General features: G+C 66.7%; 19 protein-coding genes and 1 pseudogene. All 20 read right to left on the bottom strand.

What is annotated here, in order from left to right; genetic code table 11:
• Positions 1-29: 29 nt before the first annotated feature.
• Positions 30-1952: a PrkA family serine protein kinase gene (locus tag ACEN9J_RS10505; RefSeq protein WP_057594516.1), complete on the bottom strand. Its 1923-nt coding sequence runs from the start codon at positions 1950-1952 to the stop codon at positions 30-32.
• 676 nt (positions 1953-2628) lie between these two features.
• Positions 2629-3768: a molecular chaperone DnaJ gene (gene dnaJ, locus ACEN9J_RS10500; protein ID WP_057594515.1), complete on the bottom strand. Its 1140-nt coding sequence runs from the start codon at positions 3766-3768 to the stop codon at positions 2629-2631.
• Between the two features lie 122 nt (positions 3769-3890).
• Entirely contained in the window at positions 3891-5834 is a 1944-nt protein-coding gene (gene dnaK / locus ACEN9J_RS10495) for a molecular chaperone DnaK (protein WP_057594514.1), read from the bottom strand.
• Positions 5835-5959: 125 nt separating this feature from the next.
• Entirely contained in the window at positions 5960-6523 is a 564-nt protein-coding gene (grpE, locus tag ACEN9J_RS10490) for a nucleotide exchange factor GrpE (RefSeq protein WP_057594513.1), read from the bottom strand.
• A gap of 240 nt (positions 6524-6763) precedes the next feature.
• The gene (locus tag ACEN9J_RS10485; protein WP_057594512.1) at positions 6764-7114 is read right to left on the bottom strand and encodes an FKBP-type peptidyl-prolyl cis-trans isomerase; all 351 of its coding nucleotides are present in this window, start codon (positions 7112-7114) and stop codon (positions 6764-6766) included.
• Positions 7115-7388: 274 nt separating this feature from the next.
• Positions 7389-7691, bottom strand: a pseudogene (locus ACEN9J_RS10480) (winged helix-turn-helix transcriptional regulator); the annotation flags it as partial.
• A gap of 195 nt (positions 7692-7886) precedes the next feature.
• Entirely contained in the window at positions 7887-8738 is an 852-nt protein-coding gene (asd, locus tag ACEN9J_RS10475; RefSeq protein WP_413763997.1) for an archaetidylserine decarboxylase, read from the bottom strand.
• Positions 8739-8876: 138 nt separating this feature from the next.
• Positions 8877-9866: a Bug family tripartite tricarboxylate transporter substrate binding protein gene (locus ACEN9J_RS10470; protein ID WP_057594533.1), complete on the bottom strand. Its 990-nt coding sequence runs from the start codon at positions 9864-9866 to the stop codon at positions 8877-8879.
• 8 nt (positions 9867-9874) lie between these two features.
• Positions 9875-10855: a Bug family tripartite tricarboxylate transporter substrate binding protein gene (locus ACEN9J_RS10465; RefSeq protein ID WP_057594510.1), complete on the bottom strand. Its 981-nt coding sequence runs from the start codon at positions 10853-10855 to the stop codon at positions 9875-9877.
• Positions 10856-10885: 30 nt separating this feature from the next.
• On the bottom strand, positions 10886-11647 hold the full coding sequence (locus ACEN9J_RS10460; protein ID WP_413763996.1) for an SDR family NAD(P)-dependent oxidoreductase: 762 nt from the start codon (positions 11645-11647) through the stop codon (positions 10886-10888).
• 59 nt (positions 11648-11706) lie between these two features.
• Positions 11707-13728 carry a hypothetical protein gene (locus tag ACEN9J_RS10455; protein ID WP_413763995.1) on the bottom strand — a complete coding sequence of 674 codons (2022 nt, stop codon included), beginning with the start codon at positions 13726-13728 and terminating at the stop codon, positions 11707-11709.
• A gap of 85 nt (positions 13729-13813) precedes the next feature.
• Complete coding sequence (gene garD, locus ACEN9J_RS10450; protein WP_261210497.1) at positions 13814-15373, bottom strand: galactarate dehydratase; 1560 nt, start codon at positions 15371-15373, stop codon at positions 13814-13816.
• Positions 15373-16668, bottom strand: a complete 1296-nt coding sequence (locus ACEN9J_RS10445) for a TRAP transporter large permease (protein ID WP_057594506.1) — start codon at positions 16666-16668, stop codon at positions 15373-15375. The genes garD and ACEN9J_RS10445 overlap by 1 nt, the downstream gene beginning before the upstream one ends.
• A gap of 9 nt (positions 16669-16677) precedes the next feature.
• Positions 16678-17166 carry a TRAP transporter small permease gene (locus ACEN9J_RS10440; protein ID WP_057594505.1) on the bottom strand — a complete coding sequence of 163 codons (489 nt, stop codon included), beginning with the start codon at positions 17164-17166 and terminating at the stop codon, positions 16678-16680.
• A 137-nt stretch (positions 17167-17303) separates the two neighbouring features.
• On the bottom strand, positions 17304-18281 hold the full coding sequence (locus ACEN9J_RS10435; protein ID WP_261210498.1) for a TRAP transporter substrate-binding protein: 978 nt from the start codon (positions 18279-18281) through the stop codon (positions 17304-17306).
• Between the two features lie 64 nt (positions 18282-18345).
• Positions 18346-19236, bottom strand: coding sequence for an SMP-30/gluconolactonase/LRE family protein (locus ACEN9J_RS10430; protein ID WP_413764558.1), 891 nt, complete (start codon positions 19234-19236; stop codon positions 18346-18348).
• A 14-nt stretch (positions 19237-19250) separates the two neighbouring features.
• Positions 19251-20063 carry an NAD-dependent epimerase/dehydratase family protein gene (locus tag ACEN9J_RS10425; RefSeq protein ID WP_413763994.1) on the bottom strand — a complete coding sequence of 271 codons (813 nt, stop codon included), beginning with the start codon at positions 20061-20063 and terminating at the stop codon, positions 19251-19253.
• A 13-nt stretch (positions 20064-20076) separates the two neighbouring features.
• On the bottom strand, positions 20077-20871 hold the full coding sequence (locus tag ACEN9J_RS10420; RefSeq protein ID WP_413763993.1) for a transporter substrate-binding domain-containing protein: 795 nt from the start codon (positions 20869-20871) through the stop codon (positions 20077-20079).
• Positions 20872-20928: 57 nt separating this feature from the next.
• Complete coding sequence (locus ACEN9J_RS10415; protein WP_409976511.1) at positions 20929-21744, bottom strand: amino acid ABC transporter ATP-binding protein; 816 nt, start codon at positions 21742-21744, stop codon at positions 20929-20931.
• Positions 21728-22351: an amino acid ABC transporter permease gene (locus ACEN9J_RS10410; RefSeq protein WP_413764557.1), complete on the bottom strand. Its 624-nt coding sequence runs from the start codon at positions 22349-22351 to the stop codon at positions 21728-21730. The genes ACEN9J_RS10415 and ACEN9J_RS10410 overlap by 17 nt, the downstream gene beginning before the upstream one ends.
• Positions 22352-22353 lie beyond the last annotated feature (2 nt).

Genomic DNA, 22353 nt, shown 5'->3' with positions numbered 1-22353 from the left:
GCGTTGGCGTGCTCCGTTGGCGGTGCGCGCTACGAGCTCTTGCGCACGCGCAGGTACCACTCGCACAGCAGGCGCACCTGCTTGGCGGTGTAGCCCTTCTCGACCATGCGCGTGACGAAGTCCTCGTGCTTCTTCTGCTCGTCGGCGCTGCTCTTGGTGTTGAAGCTGATCACCGGCAGCAGCTCCTCGGTGTTGGAGAACATCTTCTTCTCGATCACCGCGCGCAGCTTCTCGTAGCTGGTCCAGGCGGGGTTGCGGCCGTTGTTGCCGGCCCGCGCGCGCAGCACGAAGTTGACGATCTCGTTGCGGAAGTCCTTCGGGTTGCCGATGCCGGCCGGCCGCTCGATCTTCTCGAGCTCGGCGTTGAGCGAGGCGCGGTCGAAGACCTCGCCGGTGTCCACGTCGCGGAACTCCTGGTCCTGGATCCAGTAGTCGGCGTAGGTCACGTAGCGGTCGAAGATGTTCTGGCCGTACTCGCTGTAGCTCTCGAGGTAGGCGGTCTGGATCTCCTTGCCGATGAACTCGGCATAGCGCGGCGCCAGCAGCTCCTTGATGTAGCTGATGTACTTCTGCTCGACCTCCTGCGGGAACTGCTCGCGCTCGATCTGCTGCTCGAGCACGTACATCAGGTGCACCGGGTTGGCGGCCACCTCGGAGCTGTCGAAGTTGAAGACCTTGGAGATGATCTTGAAGGCGAAGCGCGTGGAGACGCCGCTCATGCCCTCGTCGACGCCCGCGTAGTCGCGGTACTCCTGGATCGACTTGGCCTTGGGGTCGGTGTCCTTGAGGTTGTCGCCGTCGTAGACCTGCGACTTGCTGAAGATGCTCGAGTTCTCGGGTTCCTTGAGCCGCGTGAGCACCGACAGCTGCGCCATCATGCGCAGGGTTCCGGGCGCGCAGGGCGCCTGGGCCAGCGAGGAGTTGCGCACCAGCTTCTCGTAGATCTTGATCTCCTCGGACACGCGCAGGCAGTAGGGCACCTTGACGATGTAGATCCGGTCGAGGAAAGCCTCGTTGTTCTTGTTGTTGCGGAAAGCCTTCCACTCGCTCTCGTTGCTGTGGGCCAGCACGATGCCGTCGAACGGTATCGCGCCGAAACCCTCGGTGCCCTTGAAGTTGCTTTCCTGCGTGGCGGTCAGAAGCGGGTGCAGCACCTTGATCGGCGCCTTGAACATCTCAACGAACTCCAGGAGACCCTGGTTCGCGAGGCACAGGCCGCCCGAATAGGCGTAGGCGTCCGGGTCGTCCTGGGCATAGGTCTCGAGCTTGCGGATGTCGACCTTGCCGACCAGCGAGGAGATGTCCTGGTTGTTCTCGTCGCCGGGCTCGGTCTTGGCCACCGCGATCTGGCGCAGCACCGAGGGGTAGCGCTTCACCACCTTGAACTGGCGGATGTCGCCGCCGTACTCCTCGAGCCGCTTGACGGCCCAGGGCGAGAGGATGCGCTGCAGGTAGCGGCGCGGGATGTTGTATTCCTTCTCGAGGATCTCGCCGTCCTCGGCCGCGTCGAACAGGCCGAGCGGCGATTCGTTCACCGGCGAACCCTGGATCGCGTAGAAGGGCACGTGCTCCATGAGCTGCTTGAGGCGCTCGGCGATCGAGCTCTTGCCGCCGCCGACCGGGCCCAGCAGGTAGAGGATCTGCTTCTTTTCCTCCAGCCCCTGCGCGGCGTGGCGGAAATAGGACACCACCTGCTCGATGGCCTCCTCCATGCCGTAGAACTCCTTGAACGCCGGGTAGATCTTGATGACCTTGTTGGCGAAGATGCGCGAAAGGCGGGAGTCGTTGCGGGTGTCGACCAGTTCGGGGTCGCCGATGGCCTTGAGCATGCGCTCGGAAGCCGTGGCGTAGGCCATCGGATCCCGTTTGCAGAGTTCCAGGTAGTCCTGCAGTGAAAGGACCTCTTCGCGAGTGCGCTCGTAACGCGCTGCAAAGTTGCTGATCACATCCATGGTCACGCCTCCGTCAAGTCAGCGGGCCTTTAAAGCCCGAAATCCTGCAGTCCGAAAGCGTCGCATCTTTTGAAAAAGGTGTGGCCGCCCAGGGCTGCATGCCTTGGAAAACTCCCTTAAACACAATCTGCACAATCAGCATAAAGCAAAGAGTGCACCCGGGAAATAGTTGTTAATTCAGAACCACAGTCACGAGTAAAGTTCAACAAAAAAATCGTGCACGAGTTTGCGAATTCCAGCTAAATTCCCAGGTTCCGCAAACCGGTTCGGGTAAACCAGTCTGCCAGTGAAAATACCTATGGCAATCGACATATGCGTCCTTTGCGTGTTTTAACGGCAAGCACCTCCTATTGAGCCCGTTGACTCAAAAAAACAACGCTGTCCTTCAATAACGCGGCAGCTTCGGTTTGGGTTTATTGCTCATTCAAAAAAAATCTAAAAGCAATCTGCGCGCCATCTTTTGATGAGCGCGGCGCGCGCCGCGGCGTGGGAAAGCGCGCCAGCTGCGAGTCGGAGGGAAGCGGAAGAAGGCGCCGTTGTGGTGCGTGGCACCGAAGGCGTTCGAGGGGCACCGTTCGCGTGCGTGGCCGCAAACAAAAGGCCGCAGGGGGCCTCGAGGCCGTGGCGCACCCCTCGTGCGCCACGGTTCAGCACGGCAGGGCCGTGCGTTTCGTCCTCAGCTGAAGAATTCCTTGGCCTTGTCGAACCAGCCCTTGTCGGTGGGGCTGTGCTTCTCGCCGCCCTTCTTGAGCGACTCGTCGAGTTCCTTCAGCAGCTTGCGCTGGTGCTCGGTGAGCTTGACCGGGGTCTCGACGCGCACGTGGCAGTAGAGGTCGCCCGGGTAGCTCGAGCGCACGCCCTTGATGCCCTTGCCGCGCAGGCGGAACTGCTTGCCGCTCTGCGTGCCGTCGGGAATGTCGATGGCCGCGTTGCCCTTGAGCGTGGGCACGTTGATCTCGCCGCCGAGCGCCGCGGTGGTGACGCTGACCGGCACCACGCAGTGCAGGTCGTCGCCGTCGCGCTCGAACAGCTCGTGCTTCTTGAGCCGGATCTCGATGTAGAGGTCGCCGGGCGGCCCGCCGTTGGTGCCGGGCTCGCCGTTGCCGGTGCTGCGGATGCGCATGCCGTCGTCGATGCCGGCCGGGATCTTCACTTCCAGCGTCTTGTTGTTCTTGATCTTGCCCTGGCCATGGCAGGTCGCGCAGGGCTCGGGAATGATCTTGCCGCTGCCGTGGCAGGTCGGGCAGGTCTGCTGCACGCTGAAGAAGCCCTGGCGCATCTGCACCGCGCCCGCGCCGTGGCAGGTGGTGCAGGTGATCGGCTTGGTGCCCGGCTTCGCGCCGGTGCCCTTGCAGGTGCCGCAGTCGTCCCAGCTCGGGATGCGGATCTGGGCTTCCTTGCCCTCGGCCGCTTCCTCGAGCGTGATCTCCATCGCGTAGCTCAGGTCGCTGCCGCGGAACACCTGGCGGCCACCGCCGGCACGGCCGCGGCCACCGCCGCCGAACACGTCGCCGAAGATGTCGCCGAAGGCTTCCGCGAAGCCGCCGAAGCCTTCCGCGCCCGGGCCGCCGCGCATGTTGGGATCGACGCCGGCGTGGCCGTACTGGTCGTAGGCCGCGCGCTTCTGGCCGTCCGACAGCATTTCATAGGCTTCCTTCACCTCCTTGAACTTGGCCTCGGCGTCCTTGCTGGTGTCGCCGTGGTTGCGGTCCGGGTGGTGCTTCATCGCGAGCTTGCGATAAGCCTTCTTGATTTCGTCGTCGCTCGCGTTCTTGGGAACGCCGAGGGTTTCGTAGTAGTCGCGTTTGGTGGCCATGGCAGGTTCGGTCGGGCGGCGGGGCGGTCTTCGGGTCTTCTTCTGGAAACGGGTATCGATCGAAGCGAGAAAGGCTGGAGCACCCTTTCAGGTGTTCCAGCCCCGTTCGACCGAGCGGACGCTCAGTCCTTCTTCTTGACTTCCTTGACCTCGGCGTCGACCACGTTGTCGTCGGCCGGGGCGCTGCTCGCAGCTTCCGCGCCAGCCGAGGCACCCGGGCCGCCGGCGGCACCGGCCGCGGCCTGCGCGTCGGCGTACATCTTCTCGCCGAGCTTCTGGCTCGCGGTCATCAGCGTGTTGGTCTTCTCTTCGATCGCGGCCTTGTCCTCGCCCTTGACCACGTCCTCGAGTTCCTTGATCGCGGTCTCGATCTTTTCCTTCTCGCCGGCGTCCAGGCTGTCGCCGTGCTCGCCCAGCGACTTGCGCACGCTGTGGACCATGGCCTCGCCCTGGTTGCGCGCCTGCACCAGCTCGACCTTCTTCTTGTCCTCGGCCGCGTTGAGCTCGGCGTCCTTCACCATGTTCTGGATCTCGTCCTCCGACAGGCCCGAGTTCGCCTTGATGGTGATCTTGTTTTCCTTGCCGGTGCCCTTGTCCTTGGCGCCGACGTGCAGGATGCCGTTGGCGTCGATGTCGAAGCTCACCTCGATCTGCGGCGTGCCGCGCGATGCCGGCGGGATGCCCTCGAGGTTGAACTCGCCGAGCAGCTTGTTGCCCGCGGCCACTTCGCGTTCGCCCTGGAACACCTTGATCGTCACGGCCGGCTGGTTGTCTTCCGCGGTCGAGAAGGTCTGCGCGAACTTGGTCGGGATCGTGGTGTTCTTCGTGATCATCTTGGTCATCACGCCACCCATGGTCTCGATGCCCAGCGACAGCGGGGTCACGTCGAGCAGCAGCACGTCCTTGCGGTCGCCCGAGAGCACCTGGCCCTGGATGGCGGCGCCGACGGCCACGGCCTCGTCGGGGTTCACGTCCTTGCGCGGGTCCTTGCCGAAGAAGGCCTTGACCTTGTCCTGCACCTTGGGCATGCGGGTCATGCCGCCGACCAGGATCACGTCGTTGATGTCGCTCACGCTGATGCCGGCATCCTTGATGGCCAGGCGGCAGGGCGCGATGGTGCGCTCGATCAGCTCGTCGACCAGGCTCTCGAGCTTGGCGCGCGTGAGCTTGATGTTCAGGTGCTTCGGACCGGTGGCATCGGCCGTGATGTAGGGCAGGTTGACGTCGGTCTGGGCGCTGTTCGACAGCTCGATCTTGGCCTTCTCTGCGGCTTCCTTCAGGCGCTGCAGCGCGAGCACGTCCTTGCTGAGGTCGACGCCCTGTTCCTTTTTGAACTCGCCGATGATGTAGTCGATGATGCGCTGGTCGAAGTCCTCGCCGCCGAGGAAGGTGTCGCCGTTGGTCGACAGCACTTCGAACTGCTTCTCGCCGTCCACGTCGGCGATCTCGATGATCGAGACGTCGAAGGTGCCGCCGCCGAGGTCGTACACGGCGATCTTGCGGTCGCCCTTGTCCTGCTTGTCGAGGCCGAAGGCCAGCGCCGCGGCGGTGGGTTCGTTGATGATGCGCTTGACGTCGAGGCCCGCGATGCGGCCGGCGTCCTTGGTGGCCTGGCGCTGGGCGTCGTTGAAGTAGGCCGGCACCGTGATCACGGCTTCGGTCACGGCTTCGCCGAGGTAGTCTTCGGCGGTCTTCTTCATCTTGCGCAGGATGTCGGCGCTGACCTGCTGCGGGGCCATCTTCTTGCCGCGCACTTCCACCCATGCGTCGCCGTTGTCGGCCTTGGCGATGGTGTAGGGCATCAGGTCGATGTCCTTCTGGACTTCCTTTTCCTCGAACTTGCGGCCGATCAGGCGCTTGATCGCGTACAGCGTGTTCTTGGGGTTGGTGACGGCCTGGCGCTTGGCCGAGGCACCGACCAGCACTTCACCGTCTTCCTGGTACGCGACGATCGAAGGCGTGGTGCGCGCGCCTTCCGAGTTCTCGATCACGCGCGTGGTGTTGCCTTCCATGATCGACACGCACGAGTTGGTGGTGCCGAGGTCGATGCCGATGATCTTTGCCATGTTCTGTACTCCTGAAACCTGAAAAATATGTTGTTATGAACTTGTGGATAACCCGGGTCTATTCAAGGGAAGAAACGGGGTTTTCCTGTGGAATTCGTGTGGATGGGGAAGGGGGGCGAGGCGGCTTACTTCGGAGCGCTGACGGTGACCAGCGCGGGGCGCAGCACGCGCTCGGCGATGGTGTAGCCCTTCTGCAGCACGCCCACCACGGTGTTCGGTTCCTGGTCGGCGGGCACCACCGAGATCGCCTGATGCTGGTGCGGATCGAACTTGCTGCCGGGGGCCGGCGCGATCTCGATCACCTTGTTGCGCTCGAGCGCGCTCTTGAGCTGGCGCAGCGTGGCTTCGGCGCCTTCGCGGATCTGCTCGGGGGTGGCGTCCTTGACGGCGAGACCGGCCTCGAGGCTGTCGGTCACCGGCAGCAGGCTCTCGGCGAAGGCTTCGACCGCGAACTTGCGGGCCTTGGAAATCTCGTCGTCGGCGCGGCGACGGGCGTTCTGCACGTCGGCCTGCGCGCGCAGGTACTGGTCGGCCAGTTCGGCGTTCTTGGCCTGCAGCGCGGCGAGCTCGCCCTGGGCCGCGGCCAGCGCGTCCGCCTCGTTGGCGGCTTGCGCGGCCTCCAGCTCTTCAGGGCTGGGTTCGCCGTGCAGGGTTTGCGAATTCGGGGCGGATTGTTGCGGATCGGACATCTTTGGAAGCGGATTGATCGATGGGCTGGAAACAAACGATTGCGGGCCAGTTGGGGCCCTCCGGAGGCTTTTCAAGCGAAAAAATGCGGCCGAAAAGGCCGCATGGGCATGAAAGATGGCCCCCGAGCTCCCTCACTTCGTGAGGTCGCTGCCCCCCGAGGGGGCGTTTTCCATCTTGGGGCGGCCCGGCGATGAAAAAGGCCCTTCGCAGGGCCTTCGAGCCGAGGGCCCGCCGCTCGATCAGTGGGTGTCGAGCAGCTCGACGTCGAACTTCAGGGTGGCGTTCGGCGGGATCACGCCGCCGGCGCCGCGGGCACCGTAGCCCAGCGAGGCCGGGATGATCAGCGTGCGCTGGCCGCCGATCTTCATGCCGGCCACGCCTTCGTCCCAGCCCTTGATGACCTGGCCGGCGCCGAGCGAGAACGCGAACGGGTCGTTGCGGTCGCGGCTCGAGTCGAACTTGGCGCCCTGCACGCCGTCGTTGTAGAGCCAGCCGGTGTAGTGCACGTGCACGTGGTGGCCGGGCTTGGCTTCCGCGCCGTCGCCGACGACGGTGTCTTCGTATTGCAGGCCGGAGGGAGTGGTGGGCATGGTGAACGCTCCTTGCGTCGGTATGTGTTCGCGAGATGAAAGAAAAGGCATCGATCCGGGGATCGAAGGCGCGGAGTTTACCGAGGCCGGAGTACGGCGCTTGCCGGACGGGGCGCCGCCGGGTTCAGTCCGAGATCGGCGGCGGGATCGGCGAGGAGGGCGGAGAGGGCGGTGGTGAGGAGGGCGCGGGCAGCGGCGGCGTGGGCGGTTGTGGCCCGGGCGCGGCCGTCGGCGTCGCGGCCGCGGGCACCGCGGCGGCCGGTTGCGCCGCCGCCTTCTTGGCCTGGCCGAGCTGCCACTTGCTCGCGAAGGCCTGCAGGTCGGACAGCCGCTTGAGCAGGTCCTGGCCGCTGAGCGTGAGGCTGTAGCCGTCGCCGCCGTGGCTCACCACGCCGGCTTCGCGCAGTTCCTTGATCCGGGTGTTGAGGGTGTTGGGAGTGATGCCGCCGACGCTGTCCTGCAGCAGCCGGAAGGTCTGGGCATGGCCGTCGCGCAGGGCCCAGAGCACACGCAGCGCATAGCGGGCCTCGAGCAGCGCGAGCAACTGGCTGATGGCTGCGTTTTCCTTGGAACTCATCGTCATCATCTCCTCTGCGATCTGTGCTGCGCGGGAGGCCGGCTGGTGGGCAGTGCCTCGGCCTCGCTCTTTTTTGATGGTTGGCGGACCGCTCTCCGGCCTTCGCTCCGGCCGGGGACTATAGCTCAAATGATTACGATGCTACTAGTTTTATAGCTATGGGCGTACGCTGCATGCGGCTCCAGAGACAAAGCGTCACATCTTCGAAAAATTCGCCATGGCTTCGCCCAGCCGGATGGGGCGCGTGGGCGCCCATTCGGAATTGAAGGCCACCGCGGGCGCGGGGAACAGCATGACGACGGTCGAGCCGAGCAAGAAACGGCCCATCTCCTCGCCCTTGCGCAGTTCGATCCGACGGTCGTCGTAGCGCCATTCGCGCAGCTCGCCCCCGCGCGGCGGGTTGACCACGCCGTGCCACACGGTCGCCATGCTGCCGACGATGGTGGCGCCGACCAGCACCAGCACGAAGGGGCCATGGGCCGATTCGAAGACGCAGACCACGCGCTCGTTGCGCGCGAACAGGCCCGGCACGCCGCGCGCGGTGGTCGGGTTGACCGAGAACAGCTCGCCCGGCACGTGGATCATGCGCAGCAGCCGCCCGTCGCAGGGCATGTGGATGCGGTGGTAGTCGCGCGGGCTCAGGTACAGCGTGGCGAAGCTGCCGTGCGCGAACTGCGCCGCGAGCGCCGCGTCGCCGCCCACCAGGGCCGTGGTGCTGTAGTTGTGGCCCTTGGCCTGGAAGATCTGGTCGCCCTCGATCGCACCGAACTGGCTGATCGCACCATCGACGGGACAGATCAGGTCGGTGTCGGCGAGCGGGCGCACGCCGGGCTTGAGCTCGCGCGTGAAGAACTGGTTGAAGCTCTTGTAGTGCGCGATATCGGGTTCGAGCGCCTCGTTCATGTCGACGCCGTATTTGTCGACGAAGCGCCGGATGATCCAGGTGGTGACCGCTCCCCGTTCCTTGCCCGCGACCCAGCCGGCGAAATTGGTCAGTGCCTGCTTGGGGAACAGGTATTGGGGCAGGACAGCGGAGCGATCAGACACGTGCGGAGCTTCTGGTTCTTGGATGGGAGGGGCATTCTATAAAGCGGGCCCGGCCCGGGGCGTAGGAAACTTCCCTCGGGATTTCGCGGGGGCGAATTGCGCGGAATTTCCCGGCCGCGGCCGCCGGGCGCTTTTCCGCTACTCGGCCTTGATCCCCGCCGCCTTGATCACCTGCGCCCATTTCTCGACCTCGGCCTTCTGGAAGGCCGCGATCTGCGCCGTGCCCAGGTCCGCGGGCTCCATGCCGAAGCCCTTGAGCTTGTCCTGCATCTCCGGGGTCGCGAGGATGGTGCGGATCTCCGTGTGCAGCCGCTGCACCACCGGCGCGGGCGTGCCCGCGGGCACGAAGATCGCCTGCCACGACACCACCTCGAAGTCCTGCAGCCCCGCGATGCCCGACTCGGCCACCGTCGGCACCTCGGGCATCGAGGCCAGCCGCTTCGCCGAGGTGACGGCGATCGCGCGCAGCTTGCCGCTCTGGATGTGCGGGCCGGCCACCACCGTGGTGTCGAACATCATGTCGACCTGGCCGCCGATCACGTCCTGGATCGCCGGGCCGCTGCCCTTGTAGGGGATGTGCGTGAACTTCACGCCCGACTTGTAGGCCAGCAGTTCCAGCGCCAGGTGCTGCGAGGTGCCGGTGCCGGCCGAGGCCGACGAGAGCCCGCCGGCCTTGGCCTTGCTGGCCTCGAGCACGTCCTTGAGCGTCTTGTGCGGGCTCGCCTGGTTCACCACCAGCACCACCGGGTTGGTGCCGATCAGCGTGACCGGCGCGAAGGATTTCTGCGGGTCGTAGCCGATCTTTGGGTAAAGGCTCACGTTGATCGCGTGCGAGCTGATGGTGCCGCCCACCAGCGTGTAGCCGTCGGGCGCGGCGCGCGCGCCGATCTCCGAGCCGACGCTGCCGCCGGCCCCGCCCTTGTTGTCGATGATGACGCTGGTGTGGAGCACCGGGCCGAGCTTCTGGCCGATCAACCGGCCCAGCACGTCGGTGGTGCCGCCGGCCGGGAAGGGCACGAGGTAGGTGATGGCCTTGCCCGTCGGCCAGTTGCCCTGGGCGAAGGCATGGGGCAGGGCGGCGAGCAGCGGCGTGGCGAGGGCGCTGCGGATCAGGGTGCGGCGTTGCATGGCGGTGCTCACGGCTTGATGTTGAGCTTGGTGATCAGCGCCTTGAAGTAGGCGTTGTCCTTGGCCAGCGTCTCCTTGAAGGCCGCGCCGTCGGTGTAGACGTAGCCCAGGTTCTGCTTGTCCATCACCTCGTGCATCAGCGGCTCGGCCGCGGTCTTGGCCGTGATCTCGCGCAGCCGCGCCATCACCTCGGGCGGCGTGTTCTTCGGCGCGCCCAGACCGCGCCAGGTGCCGATCGTGAGGTCGATGCCGCGCTCCTTCGCGGTCGGCACCTTCTCGAAGCCCTTCACGCGCTGGTCGGCCATCACCATCAGCACCTTGAGCTTGCCGCCCTGCACATGGGTCGTCACCTCGGCCGGGCTCACGGCCACGGCATCGATGTGGCCGCCGAGCAGCGCGAGCACCGCGGGCGCCGCGCCCTGGAACGGGATGTGGCCGAACTTGGTGCCGGTCTTGTCCTCGAGCGCGGCCGCGGCCAGGTGCCAGATCGAGCCGTTGCCCGAGTTGCCGACGTTCACCTTGCCCGGGTCCTTCTTCGCGGCGGCGAGGAAGTCCTCGATCGTGTTCCAGGGCGAGTCGGCCTTCACCGTGATCGCGGCCGGGTCGGCATTGAGCTGCGCGATCGGCTGGAAGTCGTCGTAGTTGAACTTCGCCAGGCCCAGGTGCGGCAGCGTGAGCAGCTCGACCGTGAGCACCGCGAGCTTGTAGCCGTCGGGCTTGGAATTGATCACCTCGGTCCAGCCGATGGCGCCGCCCGCGCCGGGGCGGTTGACGATCACGATGGGCTGCGAGATGTACTTGCGGCTCGCATCCGAGAAGGCGCGCGCCAGGCCGTCGGTGCCGCCGCCGGGCTGGTAGGGCACCAGCAGCTCGATGGTGCGGTTCGGATAGTCGCTGGCCTGCGCCGAGGCCGTGGCGGCCAGGCCCAGCGAGAGCGCGGCCGTCGCCGAGAAGGCGGCGAGGCCGCGGAGGAAGTCGTTTCTGTTCATGTTGTCTCCAGTGGTTGTTGCTTCGAAAACTCAGGGCATGTACTGCCCGCCGTTCACCTCGATGACCTGCCCCGTGACATAGCCCGAGAGCTGTTCCGAAGCGAGGAAGAGAAAGGCGCCCACGCACTCCTCGGGCTCGCCGAGGCGTCCCATCGGGATGCCGGCCCTGAAGTTCTCGAGCATCGCGGGCGTGGAGAAGCGGTCCTGGAACGGCGTCTGGATCACGCCCGGCGCCACCGCGTTGACGCGGATGCGGTCGCCCACCAGTTCCTTGGCCAGCCCGTGGGTGGCCGTGCTCACGAAGCCCTTGGCGCCCGCGTAGAGGTAGGCGGCGGGGCCGCCGCCGGTGCGTGCCGCGACCGAGGTCACGTTGATGATGTTGCCGCTGCCCTGTTGGCGCATCAGCGGCACCGTCTCGCGGCAGAAGGCGAGCACCGAGCGCGCGTTGACATGCAGCACCTCGTCGAACAGCGCATCGTCGAACTCGGCGATCGGCACCCGCTTGACCAGGCTGCCGGCGTTGTTCACCAGCACGTCGATGCGGCCGAACTCGGTGGCGGTGCGCTGCACGCAGTCGCGGATCGCAGCCGTGTCGCGCACGTCGGCCTTGACCGCGAAGGCGCTGCCGCCGGCGGCGCGGATGGTCTCGACCACCTGGTTCGCGGCGTCGGCCGAGCTGTTGTAGTGCACCGCCACGCGCATGCCGCGCGCGGCGAAGGCGATGGCCACCGCGGCACCGATGCCGGTGCTGGCGCCGGTCACGAGGGCGGTCTTGTTCCTGAGGTCTTCCATGGGGCTTGTCGTCGTTGGAGAAAAAAAGCCCGGCCGTCTCGCGGCGGCCGGGCGGTGGGTCACCTGGGCGCGATGCCCGCCACGCTCGGCGAGCGGTACTTGAGCACCCACTTGATCGTGAGCGGCGCCGCCAGGCTGAAGGCCGGCGTGCTGCAGCGGATGCTGGTCTTCAGCGCGCCGGTCGGCGTGTTGTAGTCGGCGTTCTCGCGCACGTCGACCGCGGCGCAGTCCTGCAGGCCCTCGATCTCGAAGCCCTGCACGTCGCCGTTCGCGAAGGCGAAGCGATTGCCGCCGAGCGCGCTGGCGCCGTCGGAATAGCTGCCGAACTCGAGCTCGAGCTTCGCGATGTCGAGCGCGGCCGATGGCGTGTAGGTGTCGACGCGCGTGATCCGGCCGGGTTCGAAGGTGTAGCGCGTGCTCGAGGTGATGCGCGTGTCCTTGATCGGATCGTTGCCCGAGGTGGCGCGGTCCATCGCATCCTGGTCGTAGCTCACGGTCAGAACCTGGCCGGCCTCGGCGATCTTCAGGTTCTTCTGGTAGGCCGCGGGGATCAGCGGCTGCGAACCCGTCGCCACGGTGAAGCGCGGCTGCAGCTGCGGCCACTGGGTGTCGGCCACGCCCGAGAGCATGTTGTAGGAGTGGGGGATCGCGAAGTAGGGGTTGGTGTGGTGATAGGTCTTCGCACCGTTGACCACCGGCAGGCTGATCACGCGCAGGCCGTCGCGGTAGGTCACCAGGCCGCGGTCGTAGGTCGAGGCTGCGCCGTCGAAGCCCGCGAACTTCGTGAGCGTGGCGCGCGGCTGCCTGTCGAGGTAGGCCAGGAAGGTCTGCGTCGACACCGGCGCCTTCTGCGCGTAGCCGGCCGACTTCCAGAGGTTGTTGGTGTAGATCAGCTGGTGCGACAGGCTCAGGTTCTCGCCGAGCACGCGGTCGATGCCGCGGTAGCTGTCGACGCGCCGGCCCTTCTGCCACATGTTGAGCGAACCGAGCTCGGCGTCGTACCAGAACTCCACGTACTTGGCCGTGACGCGCGTGGCAAAGGCATAGGCGATCTGCTTCTCCTCCTCGTTCAGCACGTTCATGTGCTCGGCCGCCGACAGCACCTCGGCGAAGGCCGTGTCGGCATAGCCCGCGAGGCTGCGGCCGTAGTCCACGCCGTTGCCGGCCGGGTTCAGCCGCACCTTGATCACGTCCACCGACTGGCGCAGCCAGCCCTTGAGCGAGGCCTCGTCCTCGGCCGACACCGTCATGCCGGTCTCGATCAGCCGCTGCATGATCTCGCCGATCAGCAGCACGCTGTAGCGGTCGAAGCGGCCGCTGCCGTCGGTCTCGTCGGAGAAGCCGAAGGCCGAGAAGGTCTTGTAGTGGTTGATCATCTTCTGCAGCAGCGCCTCGCTGGCCTCGGGGCCTTCCCAGCCCATGAGGTGGCGCAGGCGCGCGATGCTGAAGGCCACGCCGTAGTAGTTGGTCGGCAACCCGATCAGCGAATAGTCGGCAGGGTCGACGAAGGCGGTCCAGTTGAGTTTGGTCTTGAGCTTGTCGAGCGTGGCCGGCGAGATCGCGGCGCCGCTGCCCTCGAGCAGGCCGGCCTTCTTGAGCTTCCACAGCGCCGACATGTAGTAGTAGATGCCCCAGCTGTCGTTGGTCACGTCGATGGTCGCGTCGGCGATCTCGCGGTAGCCGTCGATGTACTCGCGGTACTTGGGGTCGGAGCTGGGCGTGTTCAGCAGGATGTACGAAAAGCCGATCGCCACCTTGCCGGGCAGGAACTTGTCCTTGCTGCCGGGCGCGAACACCTTCTGCCCCAGCAGCACGGTGTCGAGCTTCTGCGCGCGCACCTGCGCGAACAGGCGCTCGATGGTGGGCAGCAGGTGGCTGCTCACGATCTCGTCCATCGGCGTGTTCGACAGCTTCGGCTGGGCTGCCTGCACCTCGGGCGGCACGGGTGTCTCTGGCGGCGGGTTGTTCGCCGCGGGTGGCAGCGGCACGAAGCTCGCGCCGCCACCACCGCCGCCGCCGCCACACGCGGCCAGCAGGGCAGCGCCGGCGATCATGCTCGCCACCAAACGGGTTCTTTGCATCCTCGGTCTCCTCTCTCGGTTGAAAGAAGGACGCCCGGCCCCCTTTGCCGGGTCGTCCGGAATACCCGCGCCTGCCTCTTTTTTTTCAGGTCACGGGAGCCGGGTTGAAGAGCACCAGCGCGTTGTGCAGCTGCCAGTGCTCGGCCCAGGTTTTCTTCCGGCCGCTGGCGACGTCGAGCATCAGGCGGAACAGCTCCCAGCCCACCTCCTCGATCGTGGCGTCGCCATCGGCGATGCGGCCCGCGTTCACGTCCATCAGGTCGTGCCAGCGGCGCGCGAGGTCGCTGCGCGTGGCGACCTTGATGACCGGTACCTCGGCCAGCCCGTAGGGCGTGCCGCGGCCCGTGGTGAACACGTGCAGGTTGATGCCGGCCGCGAGCTGCAGCGTGCCGCAGATGAAGTCGCTGGCCGGCGTGGCGGTGTAGATCAGGCCCTTGTGCGTGGCCTTCTCGCCGGGCGCGAGCACGCCCGAGATCGGCGCCGAGCCCGACTTCACGATCGAGCCCATCGCCTTCTCGACGATGTTCGACAGGCCGCCCTTCTTGTTGCCGGGCGTGGTGTTGGCGCTGCGGTCGACGCGGCCCTTGCGCAGGTAGTCGTCGTACCAGGCCATCTCGCGGACCATGGCCTCGGCCACCGCGGGCGTGCTGGCGCGCGCGGTGAGCTGGTCGATGCCGTCGCGCACCTCGGTGGTCTCGGAGAACATCACGGTGGCGCCCGCGCGCACCAGCAGGTCGGTGCAGAAGCCCACGGCCGGGTTGGCGGTGACGCCCGAGAAGGCGTCGCTGCCGCCGCACTGCACGCCCACCACGAGCTCGCTCGCGGGCACGGTCTCGCGCCGGCGCGCGTTCAGTCGCGCGAGGTGCTGCTCGGCCTGCCGCATGACCGAATCGATCATCGACATGAAGCCCACGTGTTCGTCGTCCTGCAGGCAGACCACGTCGAGATCGGCATCGCGGCCATCGGCGATCGGGATGCTGCCGGGCGGCAGCAGGCGCTCGGGCTGCAGCTTCTCGCAGCCCAGGCTCACCACCATCACCTCGCCGCCGAAGTTCGGATTGAGGCTGATGTTGCGCAGGGTGCGGATCGGCACGATCGCGTCGGGCGCGTCGATCGCCACGCCGCAGCCATAGCCGTGCTCGAGCGCGACCACGTCGTCGACGTTCGGGTACTTGGGCAGCAGCTCGCGCTTGATGCGCTGCAGCGCGAACTCGGTGACGCCGGCCACGCACTGCACCGTCTGCGTGATCGCGAGGATGTTGCGCGTGCCCACCGAACCGTCGGCATTGCGGTAGCCCTCGAAGCTGAAGCCCTCGAGCGGCGCCATCGGCGGCGGCTTGACGGTGGCGATCGGCAGGCCGTCGAGCTCGGGCGCGGTCGGCATGCGCATCACGCGCTCGTGCACCCAGCTGCCGCGCGGCAGCGCCTTCTGCGCATAGCCGATCACCACGTCGTAGCGCCGGATCGCCTCGCCCTCGGCGAGATCGGCCAGCGCCACCTTGTGGCCCTGCGGCACGTTGTCCACCAGCGCGAGGCCGTCGGCGAACACCGCGCCGGCCTTCAGGCCGCCGTCGTTGGCGACGATGGCGACGTTGTCCGCCGGATGGATGCGGATGTACAGCGGCGGGCGCACGGGCTCGGTCATCAGCGCACGACCATGAACATGCTCGGCAGCCAGGTCGAGAAGGCCGGCACGAAGGTCACGACGCCGAGCGCGAAGATCAGCGCGCCGTAGAACGGCCAGATGGTGCGCATCACCTGGCCCACCGACACGCCCCCGATCGCGCAGCCCACGAACTGGGTGGTGCCCACGGGCGGGGTGTTGAGGCCGAGCGCGCAGTTGATCAGCATCACCACGCCGAACTGCACCGAGCTCATCCCGTAGTGCTGCGCGATCGGCAGGAAGATCGGCGTACACAGCAGGATGGTGGCCGCCATGTCGAGGAAGGTGCCGAGCACGAACAGGATGATGTTGATCAGCAGGAAGATCATCCACGGCGTGGTCGTGACCTGCGACAGCATCTGGCCCGTGAGCTCGGCCACGCCGTAGAGGCTGATCAGGTAGCCGAAGGTGCTCGAGATGCCGATCAGCAGCAGGATCACGCCGGTGGTGCGCACCGCCTTCGAGGCCGCCTTGATGAAGTGCTCCCACTTCAGCGTGCGGTAGAGGAAGATGGTGAGCAGCAGCGCGTAGATCACCGCGACCGCGGCCGACTCGGTGGCCGTGAAGATGCCCGACAGGATGCCGCCGAGGATCAGCACCACCACGAACAGGCCGGGCAGCGCGGCGGCGAAGGAGCGCCACACGATGTCCCAGCCCGGGAAGGTGCCCGCGGGATAGCCGCGCTTCACCGCCACCAGGTAGGCGGCCGCGAGGTTGCTGAGCGTGAGCACCGCCGCCGGCAGCAGCGCCGCGAGGATCAGCGCCGCGATCGACACCTTGCCGCCCGCTGCCAGCGAATAGATGATCAGGTTGTGGCTGGTGGGCATGAGCGCGCCGACCAGGGCCGCGTGGGTCGTCACGTTGACCGCGTAGTCGGCGTGGTAGCCCTCCTTCTTCATCATCGGGATCATCACGGCGCCCATGGCCGAGACGTCGGCCACGGGTGAACCCGAGACGCCGCCGAACAGCGTGCAGGCCACCACGTTCGACATGCCGAGGCCGCCGCGCACGTGGCCCACCAGCGCGCGCGCGAAGTTGACGATGCGGTCGGCGATGCCGCCGTACAGCATGAGCTCGCCCGCGAAGATGAAGAAGGGGATCGCGAGGAACGAGAAGATGCCCATGCCCGAGGTCATCTGCTGGAAGCCGACCGCCAGCGGCAGGCCTTCGTAGAGCAGGGTGGCGAGCGCGGACAGACCGATGGAGAAGGCCACCGGCACGCCGAGCAGCAGGAACAGCGTGAACGAGAGGCAGAGGATGAGGAGCGGGATCGTCATGATGGCGGCTTATCCCCAGGCGGGTTCGACTTCGCGGCCCTTGGCGAGCGCGATGATGTGTTCGATGGAAAACAGGACGATCAGCACGCCCGAGACGGCGGCGGGGATGTACTTCCAGCCTTCGGAGATCCACAGCGTGGGCAGCCGGTATTCCCAGACCGAATCGGCCAGCTCGGCGCAGTTCCAGGCCATGGCGGCGCCGAAGACCAGGATCAGCGCATGGATCAGGTATTCCATCTTCAGCCGCAGCCAGTCGGGCGCGAGCACGAGGAAGGATTCGAGGCCGATGTGGCCGGCGTCGCGCACGCCCACGGCCACGCCGAGCATGGTGACGTAGAGCACCAGCAGCAGCGCCAGGCTCTCGGCCCAGGTCGGGGTGTTGTTGAGCACGTAGCGGCCGAACACCTGCCAGCTCACCGCGCAGATCACCGCGACGAGTCCGAGGATGCCCAGCCACATGCAGGCACGCGCGAGCGTGCGGCAGAGTTTGGTGTACATGAGGTCTTCCTTCTTTCTTCCTCCCCCTCGGGGAAGGACAGGAGAGGGGGCAGGCGGTGCTTGCGTCGGGCGCCGCCGTGCCTCCATCCCGGCCTTCCCCCGGCGGGGGAAGGAGCCAATTCAGCGAACCGGTCCGGTTACTTCGTGTCCTGCACCCGCTTCACGAGGTCCTTGAGCTTCGCGTCGGTGATGAACTTGTCGTACACCGGCTTCATCGCGGCCTGGAAGGCGGCCTTGTCGATGTCGATGATCTCGGCGCCGCCGGCCTTCACGGTGGCCAGCGACTTCACTTCGCGCTCCTCCCACTGCTTGCGCATGTAGGGCACCGATTCCTTGGCGGCCTGGCGGATCCAGCCCTGTTCCTCGGCCGAGAGCTTGTCCCAGGCGCGCTTGGAGAACAGCAGCATCTCGGGCGCCATCGAGTGCTCGGTCCTGGTGTAGTACTTGGCCACCTCGAACAGGCGCGCGCTCTCGTAGCTCGGATAGTTGTTCTCGGCCGCGTCGACCAGGCCGGTCTTCAGGCCCGTGTAGACCTCGCCCATGGGCATCGGCGTGGCGTTCGCGCCCATGGCCTCGATCATCGAGACCCAGAGGTCGGACTGCTGCACGCGCACCTTCAGGCCCTTCATGTCGGCGAAGCTGCGCACCGGCTTCTTGGCCGTGAACATCGAGCGCGCGCCGCTGTCGTAGAAGGCCAGGCCGATGAAGCCCTGCTTCTCGCAGGACTTGAGGATCTCCTCGCCGACCGGGCCGTCGAGCACCTTGTGCAGGTGGTCGACCGAGCGGAACAGGAAGGGCATGGTGGGCACCTGCGTCTCGGCGCAGATGTTGTTCATCGGCGCGATGTTCACGCGCACCATCTGCAGCGCGCCGATCTTGGTCTGCTCGATGGTGTCCTTCTCGCTGCCGAGCGCGCTGTTGTTGAAGACCTTGATGCTGTGCTTGCCGCCCGACAGCGCCTTGAGGCGCTCGCTCATGAACTTGACGGCGGTGACGGTGGGGTAGTCGTCGGGATGGATGTCGGCCGAGCGGAACTCGGTGGCGCTGGCGGCCAGGGTGGTCAGCATGGCCGCGGCGCCGACTGCAAGTGCGATGAGTGTCTTCTGGAGTTTCATGTCTGTCTCGTCCTCTGATCGTTGGTTGTCGTGAAAATGAAAGCGCAAAGACTCAAGTACCCAATCAAGTGCCGTACATCGGCTCGGGAAACCCCGTGACGCCCGGCCGCAGCGCGAACACCCCGCCAGCCAGCGGCTGGTCCGACAGGTCGGTGTTGCCCGGCCGGATCGAGGTGACGAACAGGGTGTCGAGGCCCGCGCCGCCGAAGGCGCACATCGCGGGCTTCTTCACCGGTACCGGGAGCGAGCGGTCGAGCCGGCCCCCGGGCGTGAATCGGTGGACCAGGCCGGCATCGTTGCCGCAGATCCAGTAGCAGCCCTCGGCATCCATCGCGGCCCCGTCGGGGCGGCCGGGCAGGGGCTTCATGTCGACGAACAGGCGGCGGTTCGACGGCGTGCCGCTGGCGGTGTCGTAGTCGAAGGCCCAGACGGCCTGCACGCTCGGGTGCGAATCGGAGAGATACATCGTGCGGCCGTCGGGGCTCCAGGCCAGGCCGTTGGGCACGATCAGGTCGTCGAGGCGCGAGGCGGCGCTCGCGTCGCCCCGGCCGTGGCTGTAGAGGCGGCCGACGCGCGCGCCCGCGGCCATGTCCAGCAGCATGGTGCCGGCCCAGAAACGGCCCTGGCGGTCGCAGCGGCCGTCGTTGAAGCGCATCGCGGGAGCCGCGTGCTCGACCGGCACGACCGACGTGGCGGCCAGCGTGCCGTCGGCCCGCGGTTCGAGCGAGAACAGGCCGCTCTCCATGCCCGCGATCCAGGTGCCGGGCCGGTCGGCGCGCGGCGCGATGCAGGCGATCATCTCGGGCGCGCTCCAGCTGGCATGGCCCTCGGTGGCATGCCAGCGGTGCAGCGCGCGCGCCGGGATGTCGACCCAGTAGAGTGCCTGTTCGGCCGCGTGCCAGACCGGGCTTTCGCCGGTGCCGTTGCGCGCGTCGAGAACGAGTTCGGCCTGCATGCTGGGCGTGCCGCTCAATCGCCGAACGGGCCCTGCGCCGTGAAGGCACCGCCCTGGTAGATCGCGTTGGGATCGGTGGGGGCCACCGGCGGCTGCTGCTCGATCTTGTCGCGGAACACCTCGGAGCCGTCCTGCGGCACGAAGCCCAGGTGCGCGGCCGCGCTGTTGTCCCACCACACGTCGCGGTTGGCCGACATGCCGTAGACCACCGTGTGCTTCACGCCGGGCGTGAACAGCGACTTCTCGATCAGCGTGGTGAGGTCGCGGTAGCTGAGCCAGGTGCTCATCATGCGGCGGTTCGCCGGCTCGGGGAACGAGGAGCCGATGCGGATGCTCACGGTCTCGATGCCCCAGCGGTCGAAGTAGAACTGCGCCATGTCCTCGCCGAAGGACTTCGACAGGCCGTAGTAGCCGTCGGGCCGGCGCGCGGCATGGGCGTCGATGCGTTCGTCCTGCCGGTAGAAGCCGATCACGTGGTTCGAGCTCGCGAACACCACGCGCTTCACGCCGTGGCGGCGCGCGGCCTCGTAGACGTTGAAGATGCCCTTGATGTTGGCCTCGAGGATCTCCTCGAACGGCCGCTCGACCGACACGCCACCCAGGTGGACGATGGCATCGCAGCCCTCGACCAGCGCATGCACCGCGGCCTTGTCCGCGAGGTCGCAGGGCACCACTTCCTCGCTCGCGTCGGCGGCCGGCGCGAGCGCCGCGATGTCGGACACGCGCAGCACGCCCGCGTAAGGCTTGAGCCGTTCGCGCAGCACCTTGCCGAGGCCGCCAGCGGCGCCGGTCAACAGCAGCCGGTTGAGTTTCTTGTTCGATTCCATCCGTCGCTCGTCCTTACAGCTTGGTGATGCGCTCGGGCAGGTCGCGGCCGTGGTACTTCTTGTAGATCGCGTTGAGCTTGCCGTTCTTCTGGTTCGTCACGACCCAGTTGTTGATCCACTCCTTGAGCTTGGGCTGCTCCTTGTTGAGCGCGATACCCAGGTCGAAGTCCTTCTGCGAGAACTTCAGCTCGAGGTTCTTGGCCGGGGCCTGCTTGATCATTTCGCTGAGGTTCGAGGGCGTGCTCGAGAACAGGTCGATCTGGCCCGTGACCATCGAGGTGATCAGCGTGGCGTCGTCCTCGTAGCGCACGATCTCGGCCCCCTTGGCCTGCTGGGTGGTCAGCGTGTCGTTGACGGTGGCACGTGTCAGGCCGATGCGCTTGCCGTTGAGGTCGGCGTAGTCCGTGACCTTGATGCTCCTGGGGCCGCCCACGATGATGCTGATGACGGCGTAGGGCGTCGAGAAGTCGACCACCTTCTCGCGCTCGGGCGTGATCGACAGGTCGGCCACCACGATGTCGGCGCGCTGCGCCTGCAGCGTGGGCACGCGCGCGGCGTTGGTGACCGAGACGATCTCGAGCTTCACGCCCAGGTCCTTGGCCAGTTGCGCGGCGGTGTCGACGTCGGAGCCGGTGGGCTGCAGGTTGGCGTCGGCGAAGCTGAACAGCGGCGTGCCCATGGCGATCGCGACGCGGATCTTGCCGGCCTTTCTGATGTCGTCGAGCTGGTCGGCCATGGCGGCCTGTGCCACGCCGGCCACGAGGGCCAGCGCGATGCAGCTGCGGGTGAAGGCTTTGCCGAGTTTCATGAATATCTCCTGGTGTGGTTTGGTATGGGAGTAAAGAGAAAGACCCGGGCTGCCTGTTTACAGCCCGTTGTTCAGGAAGGCATGCAGCTCCGGCGTGCGCGGCGCGTCGAGCATCTCGCCCGGGCCGGTCTCCCACACGGTGCCCTGGTGCATGTAGATGATCCGGTCGGCCACGCGCTTGGCGAAGGCCATCTCGTGCGTCACCAGCAGCATGGTCATGCCGCCGGCCGCGAGGTCCTCCATCACGCGCAGCACCTCGCCGGTGAGCTGGGGGTCGAGCGCCGAGGTCACCTCGTCGAACAGCATGACCTTGGGCGACATCGCGAGCGAGCGCGCGATGGCCACGCGCTGCTGCTGGCCGCCCGAGAGCTGCTCGGGATAGGCGTCGGCCTTCTGCTTGAGGCCCACCTGGTCGAGCACGCGGATCGCGACCTCGGCGGCCTCGCCGCGCGAGAGCTTCTTCACGTGGCGCAGCGCCAGCATGATGTTCTCCTGCACCGTGAGATGGGGGAACAGGTTGTAGCTCTGGAACACGATGCCGACCTCGAGCCGCAGGCGCTTGAGGTCGACCGCGGGATCGTCGACGCGGATGCCGCAGACCTCGATGCTGCCGCGGTCGATCACCTCGAGCCGGTCGATGCAGCGCAGCGCCGTGCTCTTGCCCGAGCCGCTGGCGCCGATGATGGCGATCATCTCGCCCTTGGCGACCTCGAACGAGACGCCCTTGAGCACCTGGTTCGCGCCGAAGCTCTTGTAGACCTGGTCCAGGCGCACGATGGGCGCGGCGCCCGGGACCTGCGCGGCACCGCCGCCGGCCGTGCCGACGCTGGCGTCCATGTAGGGGGTGCGCAGGGATTCAACGATTGGCGACATTGAGCTTCTTCTCCATCGCTTCGCTCCAGCGCGACAGCGGATAACACAGGGCGAAATAGAAAGCGCCGACCAGGAGGAACACCAGGAAGGGCTGGAAGATGGTGTTGTTGATGATCTGGCCGGCGCGCGTGAGCTCGACGAAGCCGATCACCGAGGCCAGCGAGGTCATCTTGATGATCTGCACCAGGAAGCCGACCGTGGGCGGCAGCGACAGGCGCACCGCCTGCGGGATGATCACCAGGCGCAAGGTCTGCCAGCGCGTGAAGGCCAGGCATTCGGAGGCTTCCCACTGCGGCTTGGGCATGGCCTCGACGCAGCCGCGCCAGATGTCGCCGAGGTAGGCGCTGACGTAGATCATCATCGCGATGCCGGCCGCGATCAGCGAGGGCAGCGCGAGGCCGTAGACCGAGAGGCCGAAGTAGACGATGAACAAGAGGATCAGCAGCGGGATGCCCTGGATGCACTCGATGTAGACCAGCGCGAGCCAGCGCAGCCAGGGCCGCGGCGAGATGCGCGCGAGCATCAGGCCGAAGCCGCCGATGGCGCCGAGCGCGAGGGCGATGGCCGAGAGCACCAGGGTCCAGCCGATGGACTGCACCAGGTACATCA

The sequence above is a fragment of the Variovorax sp. Varisp41 genome (genome assembly GCF_047325085.1).
Taxonomy (GTDB): Bacteria; Pseudomonadota; Gammaproteobacteria; order Burkholderiales; family Burkholderiaceae_C; genus Variovorax.
This window is presented reverse-complemented; position numbering and strand designations above follow the sequence as displayed.